This is a genomic window from Agromyces sp. NPDC055661 (assembly GCF_053618135.1).
Genome location: NZ_JBSHHC010000001.1, coordinates 765,434 through 782,672, shown reverse-complemented (window position 1 = coordinate 782,672; position 17,239 = coordinate 765,434). Strand labels below are relative to the sequence as shown.

Annotated in this window: 19 protein-coding genes; 7 read left to right on the top strand and 12 right to left on the bottom strand. The window is 71.1% G+C overall.

Going from position 1 to position 17,239, the window contains the following annotated elements; genetic code table 11:
- Positions 1-95: 95 nt before the first annotated feature.
- Complete coding sequence (locus ACWGO8_RS03530; protein WP_452041746.1) at positions 96-326, bottom strand: hypothetical protein; 231 nt, start codon at positions 324-326, stop codon at positions 96-98.
- A gap of 48 nt (positions 327-374) precedes the next feature.
- Complete coding sequence (locus tag ACWGO8_RS03525) at positions 375-1,250, bottom strand: class I SAM-dependent methyltransferase (RefSeq protein ID WP_452041745.1); 876 nt, start codon at positions 1,248-1,250, stop codon at positions 375-377.
- A gap of 108 nt (positions 1,251-1,358) precedes the next feature.
- Between ACWGO8_RS03525 and ACWGO8_RS03520 the strand changes: the two genes are divergently transcribed.
- Positions 1,359-1,982: a histidine phosphatase family protein gene (locus ACWGO8_RS03520; RefSeq protein ID WP_452041744.1), complete on the top strand. Its 624-nt coding sequence runs from the start codon at positions 1,359-1,361 to the stop codon at positions 1,980-1,982.
- Here ACWGO8_RS03520 and ACWGO8_RS03515 read toward each other — a convergent pair.
- Complete coding sequence (locus tag ACWGO8_RS03515; protein WP_452041743.1) at positions 1,979-2,710, bottom strand: TetR/AcrR family transcriptional regulator C-terminal domain-containing protein; 732 nt, start codon at positions 2,708-2,710, stop codon at positions 1,979-1,981. The genes ACWGO8_RS03520 and ACWGO8_RS03515 overlap by 4 nt on opposite strands.
- 170 nt (positions 2,711-2,880) lie before the next feature.
- On the opposite strand from ACWGO8_RS03515, the gene ACWGO8_RS03510 reads away from it, so the two are divergent.
- Together ACWGO8_RS03510 and ACWGO8_RS03505 are read left to right on the top strand one after the other, a co-directional pair.
- The gene (locus ACWGO8_RS03510) at positions 2,881-3,915 is read left to right on the top strand and encodes an NAD(P)-dependent alcohol dehydrogenase (RefSeq protein ID WP_452041742.1); all 1,035 of its coding nucleotides are present in this window, start codon (positions 2,881-2,883) and stop codon (positions 3,913-3,915) included.
- Between the two features lie 123 nt (positions 3,916-4,038).
- Positions 4,039-4,572 carry a hypothetical protein gene (locus tag ACWGO8_RS03505; RefSeq protein ID WP_452041741.1) on the top strand — a complete coding sequence of 178 codons (534 nt, stop codon included), beginning with the start codon at positions 4,039-4,041 and terminating at the stop codon, positions 4,570-4,572.
- A 141-nt stretch (positions 4,573-4,713) separates the two neighbouring features.
- Here the strand turns inward: ACWGO8_RS03505 and ACWGO8_RS03500 are convergent, their stop codons facing one another.
- On the bottom strand, positions 4,714-6,027 hold the full coding sequence (locus ACWGO8_RS03500) for a DUF222 domain-containing protein (RefSeq protein WP_452041740.1): 1,314 nt from the start codon (positions 6,025-6,027) through the stop codon (positions 4,714-4,716).
- A gap of 280 nt (positions 6,028-6,307) precedes the next feature.
- The gene (locus ACWGO8_RS03495) at positions 6,308-7,576 is read right to left on the bottom strand and encodes an endonuclease/exonuclease/phosphatase family protein (protein WP_452041739.1); all 1,269 of its coding nucleotides are present in this window, start codon (positions 7,574-7,576) and stop codon (positions 6,308-6,310) included.
- A gap of 202 nt (positions 7,577-7,778) precedes the next feature.
- Here ACWGO8_RS03495 and ACWGO8_RS03490 point away from each other — a divergent pair, with 202 nt between their 5' ends.
- The gene (locus ACWGO8_RS03490; protein ID WP_452041738.1) at positions 7,779-7,919 is read left to right on the top strand and encodes a hypothetical protein; all 141 of its coding nucleotides are present in this window, start codon (positions 7,779-7,781) and stop codon (positions 7,917-7,919) included.
- The gene (locus ACWGO8_RS03485; RefSeq protein WP_452041737.1) at positions 7,904-8,368 is read left to right on the top strand and encodes a hypothetical protein; all 465 of its coding nucleotides are present in this window, start codon (positions 7,904-7,906) and stop codon (positions 8,366-8,368) included. Before ACWGO8_RS03490 ends, ACWGO8_RS03485 begins: the two co-directional genes overlap by 16 nt.
- Before the next feature lie 22 nt (positions 8,369-8,390).
- Here the strand turns inward: ACWGO8_RS03485 and ACWGO8_RS03480 are convergent, their stop codons facing one another.
- From ACWGO8_RS03480 to ACWGO8_RS03470, 3 genes are read right to left on the bottom strand one after another with little or no spacing between them, the layout of a single operon-like run.
- A complete protein-coding gene (locus ACWGO8_RS03480; protein WP_452041736.1) occupies positions 8,391-9,437 on the bottom strand; it encodes an adenosine deaminase in 1,047 nt (348 codons plus the stop codon).
- Positions 9,434-9,922, bottom strand: a complete 489-nt coding sequence (locus ACWGO8_RS03475) for an SRPBCC family protein (protein WP_452041735.1) — start codon at positions 9,920-9,922, stop codon at positions 9,434-9,436. Before ACWGO8_RS03475 ends, ACWGO8_RS03480 begins: the two co-directional genes overlap by 4 nt.
- Positions 9,919-10,887: a helix-turn-helix transcriptional regulator gene (locus ACWGO8_RS03470; RefSeq protein ID WP_452041734.1), complete on the bottom strand. Its 969-nt coding sequence runs from the start codon at positions 10,885-10,887 to the stop codon at positions 9,919-9,921. The genes ACWGO8_RS03475 and ACWGO8_RS03470 overlap by 4 nt, the downstream gene beginning before the upstream one ends.
- Positions 10,888-11,035: 148 nt before the next feature.
- On the opposite strand from ACWGO8_RS03470, the gene ACWGO8_RS03465 reads away from it, so the two are divergent.
- A complete protein-coding gene (locus ACWGO8_RS03465; RefSeq protein ID WP_452041733.1) occupies positions 11,036-11,461 on the top strand; it encodes a group I truncated hemoglobin in 426 nt (141 codons plus the stop codon).
- A 91-nt stretch (positions 11,462-11,552) separates the two neighbouring features.
- Positions 11,553-12,704: an epoxide hydrolase family protein gene (locus ACWGO8_RS03460; protein WP_452041732.1), complete on the top strand. Its 1,152-nt coding sequence runs from the start codon at positions 11,553-11,555 to the stop codon at positions 12,702-12,704.
- 104 nt (positions 12,705-12,808) lie between these two features.
- Here the strand turns inward: ACWGO8_RS03460 and ACWGO8_RS03455 are convergent, their stop codons facing one another.
- The 4 genes from ACWGO8_RS03455 to ACWGO8_RS03440 form a co-directional block, all read right to left on the bottom strand.
- Positions 12,809-13,921: a phage tail sheath family protein gene (locus ACWGO8_RS03455; protein WP_452041731.1), complete on the bottom strand. Its 1,113-nt coding sequence runs from the start codon at positions 13,919-13,921 to the stop codon at positions 12,809-12,811.
- Between the two features lie 72 nt (positions 13,922-13,993).
- Entirely contained in the window at positions 13,994-15,427 is a 1,434-nt protein-coding gene (locus ACWGO8_RS03450; protein ID WP_452041730.1) for an MFS transporter, read from the bottom strand.
- Positions 15,424-16,794: an NAD(P)-binding protein gene (locus tag ACWGO8_RS03445; RefSeq protein WP_452043513.1), complete on the bottom strand. Its 1,371-nt coding sequence runs from the start codon at positions 16,792-16,794 to the stop codon at positions 15,424-15,426. The genes ACWGO8_RS03450 and ACWGO8_RS03445 overlap by 4 nt, the downstream gene beginning before the upstream one ends.
- Positions 16,795-16,944: 150 nt before the next feature.
- On the bottom strand, positions 16,945-17,082 hold the full coding sequence (locus tag ACWGO8_RS03440) for a hypothetical protein (protein WP_452041729.1): 138 nt from the start codon (positions 17,080-17,082) through the stop codon (positions 16,945-16,947).
- Positions 17,083-17,239 lie beyond the last annotated feature (157 nt).

Here is a 17,239-nt window from a genome sequence, read left to right as displayed (position 1 = left end):
CCGCGCCGGTTCGGCGGCGGACATCTCGGCGGTCTGCTCGGCGGCCTGCTCGGCCAGCCGTGCGGCGATCGGCGCCGAGATCGGGTGGCCCGTGGTCACACGGCGCCGCCGACCGCGGGCCGGGCCGGCATGACCGGGCGCAGGCGGCTGGGCAGCAGCTGGCGGATGCTCCGACGCGGGCGCGCGGCATCCGTGACGCCCGTGCCGGCTTCGCCGGTCTCGGCGAGGCGCTCAGCGACGACGCGCCGGCGCTCGAGGTCGCGCAGGAGGCGCTGCTCGCCGGCCCGTCGCAGTTCGAAGACCTGGTAGTCGGTGCTGAGGTTCATGATGGTGCTCCTCGGGGTCGTGCAGGGGGAGGTGATGGTGGGGTGGGGTCAGCTCCGTCGTGCGGTGAACAGGAGGTACTCCCATTCGCTGCCGCGGCCGGAGCCGTCGAGCCCGTGGGCTCGTCCGAGCTCGGCGAGCGCATCGTCGAGCGCGCGCACCTGCTCGGGGTCGTCGGCGATGCGGTTGTAGACCGCGATCGTCGGGCCGTAGTGGTGCTTGAAGTAGTCGCGGAACTCCTCGCCGGTGCGGAACCGGTCGAGCTTCACGGTCTCGCGCACGGCCTCGACGTCGGTCACCCGGTCGCCGAGGAGGTCGCGGACGTGCTGCTCGTCGCCCCACAGGGGTGCGGGCTGGGTGCCCTCGGGCAGCGGTGCCGCGAACGGCTTCATGACCGTGAACATCTGGCCGATGAAGCCCTCGGGCGTCCACGCGATGAGTGCGACGCGCCCGCCGGGCTTCACGACGCGCAGGAGCTCGTCGGCCGCCTGCTCGTGGTGCGGCGCGAACATGATGCCCACCGTCGAGAGGGCCACGTCGAACTCGGCGTCGCGGAACGGCAGGTGCTCGGCGTCGGCCTCCCGCCACTCGATGTCGGCGCCGGCCTCGGTCGCCAGGCGGCGTCCGACGCCGAACAGCTCGGGCGCGAGGTCGCTCGCCACCACGGTCGCGCCGCGGAGGGCGGCGGGGATGGCGGCGTTGCCGCTGCCGGCGGCGATGTCGAGCACCCGCTCGCCGGGGCGCACGTCGGCGGCCGCGACGACGCGCGGGCCGAGCTCCCAGATGAGGTCGGACGCGAGCGTCGGATAGTCGCCCGACGCCCACATCGCGCGGTGCTTCTGCTTGAGTGCGAGGTCGGCGTCGGACTGGACGGATGCGCTCTCGGTCATGGGGGTGATCTCCTCGATGAGGTCGGTCTGGTTCATGCGTACAAGGCTGCCGGGCGGGCACGGATGCCGCATCCGTGTCTGGCACGGAGATTTCCTCAGTGCTCGCACGGGGGAGTGGGTGGTGGGTCGCCTAGGCTGGAACACGTGCTGCTCGCCCTCATCCGCCACGGTCAGACCGACTGGAACCTCGCCGGCCGCATGCAGGGACGCACCGACATCCCGCTGAACGAGACCGGCCGCGCGCAGGCGCTCGCCGCCGCCGCGCCGCTCGCCGCGGAGCCGTGGGACGTCGTCGTCAGCTCGCCCCTCGATCGGGCCCGCGAGACCGCCGCGATCATCGCGCGGGAGCTCGACCTGCCGGTCGGCGGGGCCTACGACGAACTCATCGAGCAGGACTTCGGAGAGGCCGAGGGCACGCTCGTCTCGGAGCTCGACGTGCGCTGGCCGAAGCGCGACTTCGCCGACATGGAGCCCGACGTGGAGGTGGGGCCCCGCGGCATCCGTGGCCTCGACCGCATCGCAGTGGACCACCCCGGTGCGCGCGTGCTGGCCGTCGCGCACGGCACGCTGATCCGCTTCACCCTCGCTGCGATCTCGGGTCACGACCCGCGCCACTATCCGCGCCTCGACAACGCGTCGTCGTCGTACGTGCGATTCGACGACGCGTGGGGCGTGCTCACCATCGGCGGTGCGCCCGCGGGCGAGGCGCTGGGCGTCGTCGAGGCAGCGATGGCCGAGGCGGACGCGCGGCTGGGCGTCGCGGGCTAGCTTCCAGCTCGGTCGGCAGCGTCGGCGGCGGCTTCGGCCTCCGACTCGAACGCGCGCTTGCGTGCGAGTCCGTCGAGGATGATGTCGAGGCCGAACTCGAACTCGTACTGGTCGTCGCACCATCCGAGGGTCGAGTCGGGATCGTCATGGCGCACGACCGCGAGCATCGCCGCGAGGTGCGGCACCATCGCGGCCAGCTGCGCCAGGTCGGTGTCGTCGCCCGAGTCGTCGTCCTCGCCGAGCTCCTGCGAGAACCCGAACATGCGGCTGCCGAGCGCGTGCATCGCGTGGTGGATGAGGTCGTACGACAGTCCGCCCGAGCGCAGCGTGCCGACGATGGAGTCGACGTAGCGGGCGGTCGTGGGTGCGAGTCCGCTGCGACTGTCGAGCAGCGCAGGGGCCCACGGATGCCGCAGCATCACCCGACGTGCGCCCAGGATGCGGGCGCGCAGCGCGGCCTGCCATGCGGCATCCGTCTCGGGCACCTCGAAGCCGCCGACGTCGCGCTCGATCTCGGTGAAGACGAGCTCGACGATGCCGTCGAGGATCGCCTCCTTGTTGGGCACGTGGTAGTAGAGCGACATCGCCTCGACGCCGAGCGACTCCGCGAGGCGGCGGACGGTGAGTGCGTCGATGCCGGCGGAGTCGGCCAGGTCGACGGCGGCGGCGAGCACGCGTTCTCGCGAGAGCGGTGTGCGGCGACCGGTCTGCTGCGTCGTCGAGGTCATGGTCGCCTCCTTCCTGCCATCTCGCGTGTCTCAGCGCTGATCGCTCGTTGCGAGTCTTGGACCACCGTACGAGCCTCCGGGACATCCGGTGTTCCAACCCTCGACAAACCCTCGGTTCCACGCTACCTTACGTCGTAAGACTTACAACGTAAGGCAACCGGAGGTTCGAGATGGACACCACGACGAAGACCACGACCACGACCGCGACCACGACGGCGACCGCGACCGCGACCATGCGGGCGGCGGTGGCGCGCCGGTTCGGCGGACCCGAGGTCGTTCGGGTCGAAGAGATGCGGCGGCCGGTGCCGAAGGCCGACGAGCTGCTCGTGCGCGTGCACGCCAGCACGGTCAGCATCGCCGATCACCGGATGCGCAGCCGCGACCTGCCCGAGGGACTGGGGATCATGATCCCGGTGGCACTCGGCGTCTTCCGTCCGCGCAAGCCAGTGCTCGGCATGGACATCGCGGGCGTGGTCGAGGAGGTGGGCGACGAGGTCGAGGGGTTCGCGCCCGGCGACGAGGTGGTCGCCATGCTCGGGGGCGACTTCGGCGGGCACGCGGAGTACGCGCGGGTGCAGATGTCGAAGGCGATTGCGCACAAGCCGGCGAACCTGTCGTGGGAGGAGGCTGTCGCCCTGGTGTTCGGCGGCCACACCGCGCTGGCGTACCTCGCCATGGTCGAGCTCGGCCCCGGCTCCGAGGTGCTCGTGAACGGGGCATCCGGTGCCGTCGGCACGGCGGCCGTGCAGCTGGCCGCCCTTCGTGGGGCTCGAGTCACGGCGGTCACGAGCGCCGGGAACGCGGACCTCGTCACGTCGCTCGGCGCCCATCGGGTGATCGACTATCGGGCGGCGGACTTCGCGCGGGACGGCTCGACCTACGACGTGATCGTCGAGTGCGTCGGGAACGCGCCGTTCCAGCGGGTGGAGGGCTCACTGAAGCCCGGCGGAGCGCTGCTGCTCGTGGTGACCGGCCTGCGCGGGATGCTGCGCGCGAAGCGGGACACCCGGCGGAGCGGCAAGCTCGTCACGACGTCGGGCGAGCGCGTGAGCCACGAGGAGTTCGCCGAGCTCATGCGGCTCGCGGAGTCGGGGAAGTTCCGGCCGGTCATCGATCGCGCCTACGATCTCGACGAGGTCGCCGAGGCGCACGCGTACGTCGACGGCGGGCACAAGCGCGGGAACGTCGTGCTGCGGATCCGTTGACACCGGCGCTCGGCTATCGGGGCTTGCCCGGATTGTGACGGGCGCGTCACGGTCGTGTGACGGTCTTCGCGAAACGAACGTCCGGCCCCCGGAACCCGCCTCGAGCGGACGTATGATGCGGAAATGGAGGCACCGGCCAGCACCACACTGGTCGTCGTCGGTGACGAGGCGACGTCGGCCATCCACGCGCTCGAGCGGTACGCGAACGTGCGGGCCGCGACCTTCGACGAGGTCTCCGACGATGACGTTGCGCGCTGGTCGGCGTCGGCCGCGGCGCCGTACGTCGTGCACGACCACGATCCGCTGGCTCATGTCGCGAACGCCTGGGTGGAGTTCTTCGACGACCAGTCGACCTACGGAGTGCTCGAACTGGAGATCGATCGTGCGCTCGAGGCCGCCGGTCGGCACGAGATGAACGTCCCCGACTACTACGTCGTACTGCAGCCCGAGCACATGGCGGCGACGTGGAAGCACTGGTGGCTCGGCGTGCTCGCCGCGGAGTCGCCGACGCGCGTGATCCCCTGGCCGGCCGCCGATGATTCGCTCGCGAAGCTGCTGCGGCACCTGCCGACCGGTCGCGCGTGGCCTGACGTCGAGTCGTGGCTGCCCCGGGTCGTCGGCGCGGTGCCCGATCGGGTGGGGCTCGGCGGGAACTGACGGCGCGCCGGTGTCGTTCGTGCTTCGGGCGCGCTCGCAACCGCGTCACGCGGCGGGTGCTCTGGGTGGTCGTTCGTGTTGGTCGGCGTGGCGGGTGGGGGATTTGGTGGTGGGTCGCCAGGTTTTGGTGGGGTCGAGCCATCAGGGTGGTCGGAGGTGTGGGACGCCGCGGGTCATGCGGATGATCCAGCCGGAGGTGTCGATGGTGCGGTGGTGGAACCAGCACAGGAGAACGCCGTTGTCGGGGTGGGTGGGTCCGCCGTCGGTATGGGGGGTGACGTGGTGGATCTCGGTCCATGCGGCCGGGATGGTGCAGCCGGGGATGATGCAGCCGCCGTCGCGGATGGTGATCGCACGGCGCTGGTGGGCGGTGAAGCAGCGTTCGGGCGAGCCGAGCGCGAGGATCCGGCCGGTGTGGTCGAAGGTGATGGTCTGGGTGCCGCCGGTGCAGATCATGTGCCGGGCTGCACGGAGCGAGATCGGGGTGTCGATGCCGTCGGCATGCGCGACCCCGCGCCCCGTGGCGAGGTCGGCGGCGCGGACGCTGACCAGGACGGTGGGTGCGGCGCCGCCGATCGCGGGGTGTTCCCCGGAACGGGCCGCGGTGTCGATGATCGCGGCGAGCACGTCGTGGCGTTGCTGATCGGCGGTGCGGTCCTCACCGGATTCCGCCGCTCGGGCCCGCTCCTGGTCGGTCTGGAATCCGCCGCCGACGCGGGGTGAGAGGTGCGCGTCGAAGAGGCGGGTGAGCTTCGCGGCGACCTCGGGCATCAATTCGCCGGTGACCGGGATGAGCCCGTCACGCAGGGTGCGGCCGAGCCGGAACCCGCGCCGACGCATCGCCTTCTCATCAGCAGGCTCGGCGCCGTCGGGGTCGAGGAACACCGCCCACGCCTGCGCCTGGATCCGGAGTTCGTCGGCGGTGCACCGCACCGGCGCCCCGTCGCCGGACCCGGTCGCTTCGGCAACGAGTGCCTGTTCGGCGGCGGCGAGCCGGGCGGGGTCGGCGTTGGGCCGGGTGCGGTCGAGTTCGCGGATGATCGCGGCCGCGGCATCCGCCCCGACCTCACCCGCACCGAGCGCGGCCGCCACGGCGGGGAACCGAGCCCCGCCGGGTTCGCCCGCGAACCCGTCCCGCACGCGGGTGGCGGTGCCGAGGGTGATGCGTCGGCGCGCTTCGGCCCCGGACACCTGGGTGACCCGCTCGAGCAGCTCGACCGCGGACCGGCACCCCTTGCGGGTCGACAGCCGTGCATCGCCGAGCTCGACCCGAGACCGCTCCGCGACCTCACCCGCGACCGCGACCCGGTGCGCATCGACCACCCCACCCAGCGCCTCGAGCACGCCCGCGTTGGCGAGGAGCTCGTCGTCGGTCCAGCCGGCCGGCGCGTCGAACGTGAGCGTGGCGAGCAGCCGCGACCGCACCTCGTGGAGGGTGTCGCTGATGCCGGTCATGGATCCATGATCACAGCACCCACCGACATTCAGCGTGCATGAAAAGGCCAGATCAGCCTGTGAATAACAGCACCAATTTACGGCCTGTTGAGGACAAGTCGCCGAGGTGGGTGGGCGGTAAGGGAAGTTGAGTGAGCTGGAGGTGGGGGAGTGACGGAGAAGGGGGTGAGGGATGGAGAAGGAGGTACGTGAGCTGGAGGTGGGAGTGATCGAGCACGAATGCCGCGAGCCCTCTCCGGCCCGCGGCATCCGTCACCTCAGCGGTGCGACGAACACACCCCTACGAGTGCACCCGCAGGTCCACCCACACGAGCCGGTGGTCGCTCGACGGGAACGGGAACACCCCTGTCAGCCGGAACAGCGGGTCGGCCTGCACCGGCCAGAACACGTGCGCGTCGAGCACGCGGAGGTCCCGCGACGGCAGCACGTAGTCGGCACGCAGGTTGCCCGGCGCCGTGTCGGCGAAGTCCGCCGTGTCGTACTTCGGGTCGCCGCGGTGCGTGAGGTTCGCGCCCGCCTGGAGCGTCGCGGCCTCGACCGCGCCGTCCGAGGTCGGCTTCGGGTCGGTGATGCGCGGATGCCGCAGCAGCTGGTCGATCGCGGCCGCGACCGAGTCGCCGTCGAGCGGGTCGGCGTTCTGGTCGCCGAGGATCACGAACGACGAGCCCGGCTTGAGCCCACCGGTCGTGCCGGCGTCGTCGTAGATGTAGCGCGAGGCGGTGCCGGGTGTGACGTAGTCGGCCCAGAAGCGGATCTCGTCGTGGTTGCGACGGCCGTTGCGATCCTCGGCACCATCGAAGGTCGGCGGGGTCGGGTGCGAGACGAGCACGTGCACGGTGCGGCCGTTCACGTCGACCGGGACGTCCCAGTGCGACTTGCTCGAGAGGCGGAACACGTTCAGCTCGGCGGCCGAGTACCAGTCGGCCGGCGCCGCGGTGTTCGGGTCGTCGGGAAGCAGCGCGCCCGGCATGTCCTTCCAGAGGAAGCGCTGGAAGGTACGCACGGCGTTCGCGTCGATCGGGTACTTCGAGAGCACGGCCATGCCGAACTGGCCCTCGAACGCGCCGAAGCCGAATGCGTCGTCGCCATAGCCCGGAGCGAGCGGCGTCGTGACGACCTGGCCGTTGTTGTTGAGGTCGAAGCCGCTCGCGATGCCCGTGTTCGACGGCGCGACGTAGGCGTACGGATACTCCACGGGCGAGGCGCCGCCCTGCGACACCTCGAGGTAGTTGTCGCGGAACAGGTCCACCGCCTGGTCGTTCGGCACGTAGTCGAACTCGTTCAGCAGCACGATGTCGGGGTTCGCGCGCTGGATGACCTCGGCGACCGTCTTCGCCTGCGCGTTCGTGCCGGTGGTCAGGTCGGCGACGAGCTGCCCGGGCGCGTTGCGATTCAGCGAGAGGTTGTAGGTCGCCACGCGCAGCTCGGTGGGTCCGCGCCCGTCGGGTGGGGCGGCCGCAGCGGGGCCGGCCAGTGCCGTGACGGCGGCGGCTCCGATCAGCGTGGCGGTGACGGTCAGTGCGGCGGTGGTGCGGCGTCTCGTGGACATGCGCTCTCCTCGGCTTCTTCGGCGGTGCGCGACTGATCCACTCACGCTAGGCCCGCGCGGTGACGTCCGGTAGAACGGGCGGTGACCGGATGTCCCGGAGTCGATGCCCGATCGGCGCCATTCGTCTGCGGGATGGGCGTTCCGGACGGAGCGCGTGACTGCCGTAGAGTTTCGCGCGGTACTGCGAGACGAGGGAGGACGCATGGGCGAGGCCGACGTGTCCGTTTGCTTCTGCGAGCGCGCGCCTGCAGATCTGCCGGAAGGCCTGGGGTCGAGATTCTCGAGCGTACGTTTCCGCTCGATGTTCGTCGGTACCGACTACGACCAATGGATCAACTCGTGATGAGAGATGCAAAGCGGACTCTGGGCTGGTGGGTGATCGGCGTAGCGATCTCGATCGTGGCGATGGTGTTCGTCTCAGGAATCGTCTACGTCGGGCTGTGGGCGCACTACCGAAGCCAGCCCGTGCTCGTCGAGCACATGGTCGGCACGTGGGTGCTCGATTCCTCAGGCGGCGGGGGAACGCTGACGCTGGAGTCGGACGGCACGGCCGTCGCCGAACGATTCTCGTATCCGTCTCGCGGCCAGAGGATCACGGGCACTGGCGTGTGGTTGTTGAGCGACAGCGGTTGGCGTGGACTCACAGTTCGCCTCGACGCAACCGATTCCCAGGAGGAGGGCCCGATCTTCCTCCCCTTCGATATCGATCGGACCCCGCACGGCATCGACCTGCTCACCTACGTCGGTGATCCGGACGACCCCCGCAACGTGCGCGTCTTCGTGCAGCACTGACGTCGAGGGTCTTGGCAGAACCTCAGTCCGCAGCCCCCGCCAGCACCGCGTCGACCTCCGCGATCCACGCCTCCTTCTCGTGCGGCTCGGCGAAGCTCGCCGTGAACGAGTTGCGGGCGAGCGTGGCGAGCGCAGCGGCATCCAGCGGCAGCGCCGAAGCGATCGCGCGGTAGTTGTCATCGATGTAGCCGCCGAAGTAGGCCGGGTCGTCGCTGTTGACGGTCACGACGAGTCCCGCGGCCATCATCGCGGGCAGCGGATGCCGCGACAGCTCGCGCGGTGCCGTGCCGAGCGCCACGTTCGACAGCGGACAGACGGTGAGCGGCATCCGGAGCTCGGCGAGCCGCCGCACGAGCTCCGGATCCTCCATCGACCGGTTCCCGTGGTCGACCCGCTCGACGTGCAGCACGTCCACCGCGTCGCGCACGTACTCGGGCGGACCCTCCTCGCCGGCGTGCGCGACCAGGTGCAGACCCTCTGATGCAGCGCGGGCGTAGACGTCGGCGAACAGCGGCGGCGGGTATCCGACCTCGGTCGACACCATGCCCAGGGCGACGTAGTGCTCGCGGAACGGCAGGATCACGTCGAGCATGTCCATCGCGGCATCCGCCCCGCGCTCGCGTAGGAGGCAGGGGATGAGCGCGACCGACATGCCGAGCTCGCGCCGTGCCTCGTCGAGAGCCGACGCGAGGCCGCCGATCACGGCCTCGAACGGAATGCCGTTGCCGAGGTGCGTCTGCGGATCGAAGAACATCTCGGCCCGGCGCACGCTCGCTCGGTGCGCACGCCGGAGGTAGGCGCTCGCAAGGTCGTGGAAGTCCTGCTCGGTGCGCAGCACCCGCAGGTTCGCGTACAGGCGGTCGAGGAACTCCTGCAGGTCGGCGAACGCGTACGACTCGCGCAGCACGACGGGGTCGTCCGTGGGCAGGGCGATGCCGTTTCGGCGCGCGAGCTCGACGACGAGCTCGGCCTCCATCGTGCCCTCGAGGTGCACGTGCAGCTCGGCGGTCGGCCAGTCGGTCGTCGCGGCCCCGGCCCCGGGCCCGTTCGTGGTCTCGGTCTCGGTCACGGATGCTCCTTCTCCTCCGTCTGCACCCCCGTCGCCCCCTCGGCGTGCCGCTTCAGCGCCGCGAGCAACCGCTCGCTCTCGCGCGCGTAGCGCCCGACGATCACGGATCGCAGGAACCCGATGCGTCGCGGGATGCCGAGCTCGACGGTTCGCGTCACGCGCGCGCCGATCGCCGTCGCCGAGACCGACATGGTGACGGTGCTGTCGATCGTGCCCGCAAGCCGTGGACGCAGGGTCATCGGCTGCCGGAACGCGATCACGTCGGGCCGCGCGACGGCGATGACCATGCCGCGGCGCACGCCCTGGCGGCTGTGCTCGACGTAGGTCGTGCCGATCTCGACGGGCGGCGGCGAGATCTCGCTCGTGCCCTCGTAGTCGGTCGACGACGTGAGCCAGCGCCCGTAGCCGTGCAGGTCCGCGACGAGGTCGAACACCCCCTCGGGCGAGGCGGCGATGTCGACGTGCCGCTCGATGGTCGTCGTCACGCCTCCAGCGTCCCACCGTCGGCCGCGCGTGCATAGCGTTGCGCGTACGTGCGCAGCAGCGGCGCGAGCTCGGGCGGCGATTCGACGGTGAAGTCCATGTTCAGCATGCCGATGTACGCGGCGATCGTGTCGAGCGAGTCGGCGCCGGTGACGAGCACCGACTCGTCGTCGGACACCGCCTCCACGATGCCGACGGTGGGGTTGATACGCGCGATGACGGCCTCGGCCGGGGCGGCGACGCGGAAGCGCGCGTGCACGTTCCATCCGCTCATCGCGATCGAGCGCATCGCGAAGGCCGTGTAGTCGCCGCCGGGCAGCGGGCTGGGCTCGAAGCGGCGGCGCGTCGGCATCCGCGGCTCGATCCAGTCGGCACGGTGGACGCCCCACTCGCCCGAATGCGGATCCCGGCCGACGAGGTACCAGCGGCGCTGCCAGCTCAGCAGGCGATACGGCTCGACGAGCCGCGGAGTGCCGCGGTCGTCGAAGCGCAGCCACTCCACGTCGCGGATGGCGGCGGCGATCGCGGCGAGCACCGCATGGTCGACCTCGGGGTCGGGGGCATCCGTGCCGATGTTCTCGGGCGCCTTCTCGACCACCGCGCCGATCGCCGCGACGGTGGGACGCAGGTGCGACGGCAGCACCTGCTCGAGCTTCGCGAGGGCGCGGGCGCTCGACTCCTCGATGCCCGTGATGCCCGTGGCGACCTGGAGTCCGATCGCCACGGCCACCGCCTCCTCGTCGTCGAGCAGCAGCGGGGGGAGCTTGCCGCCCGCGCCGAGCCGGTAGCCGCCGGCGGAGCCGCGCCGGGCATCGACGGGGTAGCCGAGCTCGCGCAGCCGGTCGATGTCGGTGCGGATCGTCCGGGGTGAGACCCCCAGCCGCTCGGCGAGCTCGGCGCCCGTCCAGTCCGGTCGCGCCTGCAGCAGCGACAGCATGGCGAGCAGTCGCGCGGCCGTGTCGGACATGCCCCCAATTCTGCCCGGCGATCCCGGCCATCCGATCGGATCACCATGGACGCCGGGCGACTTCCGCTGTATATTCAACAACTATCAATTATAGAAACTGCGCTGCAGGGCGGCAGTTTCCGTGGCATCCGATCGAAGGAGATCAGCCATGTCGGATCAGAGCCTCTACGAACGCCTCGGCGGCGTCTTCGCGATCGCCGCGGTCGTCGACCACTTCAGCGATGCGGTCGTCCGGAACCCGATCGTCGGGCAGCAGTCGCAGAACCCGGCGCTCCGTGAGTGGCACACCCAGAACCTCGGTCGGCTCCCCGGCTTGAAGTTCATGCGCACGCTCTGGGTGTGCAATGTCGCGGGCGGGCCGTTCGAGTACACCGCGACGGTGCCGGGCAGCACGACGCTCGGCCTCGAGGAGGCGCATCGCCGGCTCCACATCTCGCCCGACGAGTTCGACGAGGTGGCGGCCGAGCTGGGCCGGACCCTCGATGCCGTCGGCGTGCCCGAGCAGGAGAAGGGCGAGGTTCTCGCCGCCTTCGCCGCCCACAAGGACGAGGTCACCCAGGGCTACCGGGGTTGAGCGGAGCGTTCGCAGCCCTTCGAGACGACGGCAAGCGCAATTTCCACAATTAGGAATCGAACGTTCCTCATGGCGCCGTAGCGTCGGAGACATGACGAACACCGCGAACACCACCGCCACCGACATCCGCCCCTTCCGCGTCGAGGTCGACCAGGCCGAGCTCGACGACCTCATGGACCGCCTCGCCCGCACGCGCCTGCCGCAGCCGGCGCCCGGCGACGACTGGAGCTACGGCACGCCCAACGCGTACCTCCGCGACGCGGTCGAGCAGTGGCGCACGACCTACGACTGGCGCGCCGAAGAGGCGCGCATCAATGCCGTGCCGCACTTCATGACCGAGATCGACGGGCAGCCCGTCCACTTCATCCACGTGCGCTCGCCGCACGCGGGCGCCACGCCGCTGCTGCTCGCGCACACGTACCCCGGCTCGTCCGTCGACTACCTCGACCTGATCGGCCCGCTCGTCGACCCGGTCGCCCACGGCGGTCGCGCCAAGGACGCCTTCGACGTCGTCGTGCCGGATGCCCCGGGCTTCGGCTTCTCCAACCCGGTCACCGAGCCCGGCTGGGCGACCGCCCGCGTCGCCCGGGCCTACGACGAGCTCATGCGCCGCCTCGGCTACATCGAGTACGGCATCCACGGTTCCGACAACGGCGCGATGGTCGCCCGCGAGCTCGGCCTGCTGAACCCCGACGGCTTCCTCGGCCTGCACGTGCTGCAGCTGTTCTCGTTCCCGTCGGGCGACCCGGCCGAGTTCGAGCGCCTCGAGCCGCAGGACTACGCCGGCCTCGAGCACATGCAGTGGTTCCAGTCGGTGGGCGGCTACAACACGATGAACGCGAGCCGCCCCCAGACCGTCGCCGTCGGTCTCAGCGACTCGCCGGTCGGCCTGCTCGCGTACAGCGAGCTGTTCAACTCCTTCGGCAACGGCACCTCGCTCGTGCCGCTCGAGAAGATCCTCACCGAGGTCACCGTGAACTGGTTCGCGAATGCCGCCGCCGGCATGAGCCGCGTCTACCTCGAGGACGCACGCGCCCAGGGCGAGCCGCAGGTGAACGACGCACCGACGGGCGTGGCCGTGTTCACGGACGACTTCCAGACGATCAAGGTCTTCGCCGAGCGCGACAACTCGAACATCGTGCACTGGAGCCGCTTCGAGCAGGGCGGGCACTTCGCCGCGCTCGAGGTCCCCGACGACGTCGTGGGCGACATCCGGGCGTTCTTCGCCACGATGCGCGGCTGAACGCCGACACGGTCGAGACCAGCGGATGCCGCGGGCGAGGGCTCGCGGCATCCGCTCAGGTCTGCCGTGGCCGACGACACCGGCACGCGGCATCCGCTCGCGTCTCAGTCGTTCGGCGGCAGCGCGAGTGCCCGCATGCGGAGCACGATGAACTCGGCGGGCTTGATGGGCGCGAACCCGACGAGCACGGTGAACCCGCCGGTGTCGAGATCGCCCTGCGTCACGGTGTCGCGATCGCACCGGACGAAGTACGCGCGATCGGGGCTGTTCCCGTGGAACGCCCCGGCGCGGAAGAGTTCGTGCAGGAACGTGCCGACCGACTTCCGCGCCGCCGCCCACAGCTCCTCGTCGTTCGGTTCGAACTGGGTCCACTGCAGGCCGCGTTCGATGCTCTCCTCGAGGAAGAGGGCCATGCGACGCACCGGAACGTACTTCCACTCGGTCGCCGTGGCGTCCGCGCCCGCGAGCGTGCGAGCACCCCAGACGACCGGGCCATGCCCCGGGAACGTACGCAGCGTGCTGATGCCGAGCTCGTTCAGGGCCTCGGAGTCGCGCGAGCCCAGGTCGAAGGCGAGCCCGTCGACGCCGCGGAGGTCGGCGTCGGTCCCGGCGGGCGCCGACCAGACACCCTGCGCGAGGTCGGTGCGGGCGATCACGCCGGCCACGGCCGCGGCGGGCGAGAACGCCTCGGGGGCGCCCCGCATCGGATCCGAGCGCCGGAGCCGCGGCAGGTACAGCGCGGCGTTCGGGCTCGCGGTGCCGACCGCAGCCGCAGCGCCCTCGGCCATGGCCGTCCGCACCGCCGCGGCATCCGTCCACGACGGCGGCGGATCGACGAGCAGCATCGCCCGACGGCGCTCGCAGAAGGCCGCCGCCTCGGCGACGATCGCGCGCGCATCCTCCTGGTCAGCCGATTCGGCGGGCAGTACGAGCAGGTTGACGAGATCGACCCGGTCGAGCGCCTCGAGCCCCGACGTCACGCCCTCGAGACCGGCGTCCTCGACGCGGACGCCGATCGCCGAACGTCCGCCGTTCTCGAAGAAGCTCCGCAGCGCCGGCCGGAGCGAGCCGGCGTGCAGGGCGCCCCAGATCGCGTCCTCGTCGGTGCCCCATCCGTCGAAGTCGATGCCGACCGGGTCGTCGATCGGGCCCTCGGGCGCGAGACCGACGAACGCCGCCGTGGACGTGCCGACCGCCTCGATCGGTCGTTCCTCCATCGGCCCCACCTCCTCGTGAGCGATGCGCTCCGGGATGCCTCGGTGCGAGCCTCCTCCCGGCCCGCACCGCTGTCAAGGCGCGCCGGCGTGGCCTGGGCTCGGCGCAGCCGGTGCCACCGGGCGCCGCGTGTGCCACAGCATCACGACGAGCAGGTACAGCACGCCCAGCGCGCCGGTGATCGCCGCGAGCAGCATCCAGTCGACGGGACTCGTGCCACCCGCGAACGAGAGGCCGACGACGACGGTCGAGCCGATGCATCCGAGCGACCGGGCCGTCTGGAACAAGCCGGCCGCCTGGCCCTCCTGGTCGGGCGGCGCCGCCACGTAGAGCGACTGCGTGATCGAGATGAGCACGAGCACGTACGGGATGCCGATGATCGCGGTGACGGCGAGGATGACGAGCGGCGCCGTCGAGACCCCGAGCACGAGCAGCGACAGTGTCGAGATCGCGAGCGCGACCGCGCCGATGACGGATGCCGCGCGGAGTCCGCGCCGGTCGATGAGCTTCTCGGCCCACGGGGTCACGAGCGCGTTGAACGCGGCGAGCGGCAGGAGCAGCAGGCCGATGACGTCGGTGCGGTAGCCGGCGTGGTCCTCGAGGTACGGCGGGATGCCGAACAGCGCGCTGTAGAACACGAGGTTCGCGAGGATGAAGACCACGAAGACGCGGACGAGGGCCACGTTGGCGGCGAGCAGGCGCAGGTCGATGAACGGCGTCGACGCGCGCAGTTCGCGCCACGTGAACAGCGCGCCCGCTCCCAGCACCACCGGCACGAGCAGCCAGTTCGGGTCGCTCGTGAGGTCGAGCAGGAAGACGAGCAGCGCCACGATCGTGACGACGAACAGCAGGATGCCCGGCACGTCGGCGTCGCGCAGCACCGTCCGCACCGGCGTGCGCGCACGTGGTGCGTCGCGGGGCACGAGCAGGTGCGTCCAGATCAGCGCGATCGCGGCGAGCGGGATGTTGATCCAGAAGATCGCCTGCCAGCCCCCCAGGACGAGCAGCACGCCGCCGATGACGGGACCCACCGCTGCCGAGCTCGTGTCGATGAGCTGGATGCGCCCGATCATCTTCGGCGCGGAGCCGCCCGAGCGTTCGGCGATGGCGTGGAGCATGGCGGCCGCCGCGGGGAACGTCGTGGCCGTGCCGATCCCGAGCAGGATCCGCACCGCCAGCAGCCACGCGAACGTCGAGGCGAACGGGCCCAGGGCGCCCGCGATGATGGTGATCACCATGCCGGCCGCGAACACGCGACGGGCTCCGTACTCGTCGGCGAGGCGTCCCATGAGCGGCTGCAGCACCGCCGAGGTGAGGTAGAAGGCCGAGATGACCCAGGTCACGGTCGCGACGTCGACCGCGAACTCCTGCCGCAGCGTGCTGAGGGACACGGCGGTCATGCCCGAGTTCAGCGCGCTGAGCGCGGTGCCCGTGCAGAGCGCGGCGATCACCCAGCCCGAGCGGGGCGGCGTCTTCGCCCGCGGTGCTCCGGGCGCGGGCGAGCTCACGACACGCCCGCCAGCTCGGCGAGCCTCGCGACCCCCGACCCCATGTTCGCCTGCATCCGGTGCAGCGCTTCGTCGAGCCGGGCGCTCCGCTCGCCGGGCGGCGTGCGAACCGGATTCAGCGCGACACCGTCGGCCCATGCCTTGATGTCGGGCTCGGCGCCGAACGAGCTCGAGGCGCGGGCGCCGAGCACCGTCATCCGCGCCCAATCGGCGAGCGAGTTGCCGTAGGGCGTCGGCGGGCACAGGCGGTTCTTCTCGGCGTCGTCCTCGCGGGTCGCCTCGACGTAGCCGACGAGGGCCGCGCCGAAGCACGGGAAGCCCGCCCGGATGGGCTGGAGCGTGATCGCGTCCGGCGTCCAGACGGGCACGAGCGGCGGCTGCCGCAGGCCGTCGCCGGCGCAGTGCACCACGAGGGCGTCCTCGGGGATCGCGACCGACGTGTCGGCGAACGTGATGCGACCGCGTTCGACGCTTGAGATGTGCCCGTGGCGCACGACGTCGTCGATGGTGCGCAGCACCTCGAGCTCCCAGCGTCCGAGCGTGGGCGCCTTGGCCATGGTGGGCGTGACCGCGGGATCGATCCGCAGCATGATGCCGGCGTCCTCGAGCCGGAAGAAGAGGTCGTCGAGGGATGCCGCGTCGGTCGCGGCCCGCATCAGGTCGGCGACCATGCCGAGGAAGATCGCCGGGTCGGGCTGGATCACCGCGCGGTTCAGCATCCAGGGATCGCGCGGGCGGATCCAGGTGATGGCGTCGGCCTCGACGCCGCGCGACAGGAGCCAGATGCAGGCGTCGGTCGCGGTCTTGCCCGACCCGACGATCACGTACCGGCTCGGCGCCGCGTCGAGGTGCGCCAGCTCGTTGACGGGCACGACCCGCACGCCGTCGGCGACCGCGAACGGCGGCGGCTCCTCGGCCGGGATCACGGGGGACAGGTGGTGCGCGTCGACGATGCGGCAGTCCACGGGCACCTCGTACCGCTCGCCCGAGACGCGCGACGCGAACGTCCGGTCGCCGAGGTACTCGCAACCGGCGAAGAGCTCCACCCGATCCGACTCGAGCAGGCGGTCGGCCAGGACGTGCTCGTAGTAGGCGCAGACCTCGGCCTTCGTCGCACGCTCCTGCAGTCCGGTCTCGGGTCCACGTTGCTGCAGGCGGCCGCCGCCGAGCAGGGTCGACGCGACCCCGTAGAAGGCCGACGACTGGTGCAGGCGCACGAACGGGTAGGCCTCGAGCCAGTGTCCGCCGACGGCGTGCCGTCGGTCGACGATCGCGACGCGGGCGCCGGGCGCATGGTCGACGAGGGCGTCGGTGAACGCCATCCCGGTGGCGCCGGCCCCCACCACGAGATAGTCCGCGTGGACCATGTGGGTCACGAGACCACTGAACCACTGCACCGGCGGCGCGTCCACCGAGCGAGGGGCGCCATCAGGTGGCCGGGCGACCCGGATCGGGCGCGACCGACGGCGAGCACCACCCGCGAACCTCGGGGGCGGCGCCCGCGTCGACCGGCGCGGTTACTTGCGGTGCGTGACGTCGGTGACGTCGTTGCCGGCGCGGCTGGCGACCTTCGCCTTCTTGTCGGCTCGCTTCTCCTTGAGCGTCTTCGTGGCGGCGGTCTTGCTGGACGACTTCTTCGGTGACTTGTCTGACACGGTGACGCCCTTTGGTCGGGGGCCTGGACGGCCCCGTGCGCGCAACACTAGTGCCGGCGGCTGTGAGACTCCCAGCCGGCGCGCATGGCGGCCTGTTGCGCACGGACTTCGCGGTCCAGGCCGCCGACGCTAGGGTCGAGACATCCGTTGTCCGCCG

Coding starts and splice junctions, on each gene's coding strand:
- ACWGO8_RS03470 (WP_452041734.1), bottom strand. CDS start 10,887: ATGTCCGACACGGCCGCGCGACTGCTCGCCATGCTGTCGCTGCTGCAG.
- ACWGO8_RS03530 (WP_452041746.1), bottom strand. CDS start 326: ATGAACCTCAGCACCGACTACCAGGTCTTCGAACTGCGACGGGCCGGC.
- ACWGO8_RS03445 (WP_452043513.1), bottom strand. CDS start 16,794: ATGGTCCACGCGGACTATCTCGTGGTGGGGGCCGGCGCCACCGGGATG.
- ACWGO8_RS03525 (WP_452041745.1), bottom strand. CDS start 1,250: ATGAACCAGACCGACCTCATCGAGGAGATCACCCCCATGACCGAGAGC.
- ACWGO8_RS03490 (WP_452041738.1), top strand. CDS start 7,779: ATGGGCGAGGCCGACGTGTCCGTTTGCTTCTGCGAGCGCGCGCCTGCA.
- ACWGO8_RS03485 (WP_452041737.1), top strand. CDS start 7,904: ATGGATCAACTCGTGATGAGAGATGCAAAGCGGACTCTGGGCTGGTGG.
- ACWGO8_RS03455 (WP_452041731.1), bottom strand. CDS start 13,921: ATGGAGGAACGACCGATCGAGGCGGTCGGCACGTCCACGGCGGCGTTC.
- ACWGO8_RS03505 (WP_452041741.1), top strand. CDS start 4,039: ATGGAGGCACCGGCCAGCACCACACTGGTCGTCGTCGGTGACGAGGCG.
- ACWGO8_RS03465 (WP_452041733.1), top strand. CDS start 11,036: ATGTCGGATCAGAGCCTCTACGAACGCCTCGGCGGCGTCTTCGCGATC.
- ACWGO8_RS03510 (WP_452041742.1), top strand. CDS start 2,881: ATGGACACCACGACGAAGACCACGACCACGACCGCGACCACGACGGCG.
- ACWGO8_RS03500 (WP_452041740.1), bottom strand. CDS start 6,027: ATGACCGGCATCAGCGACACCCTCCACGAGGTGCGGTCGCGGCTGCTC.
- ACWGO8_RS03515 (WP_452041743.1), bottom strand. CDS start 2,710: ATGACCTCGACGACGCAGCAGACCGGTCGCCGCACACCGCTCTCGCGA.
- ACWGO8_RS03495 (WP_452041739.1), bottom strand. CDS start 7,576: ATGTCCACGAGACGCCGCACCACCGCCGCACTGACCGTCACCGCCACG.
- ACWGO8_RS03460 (WP_452041732.1), top strand. CDS start 11,553: ATGACGAACACCGCGAACACCACCGCCACCGACATCCGCCCCTTCCGC.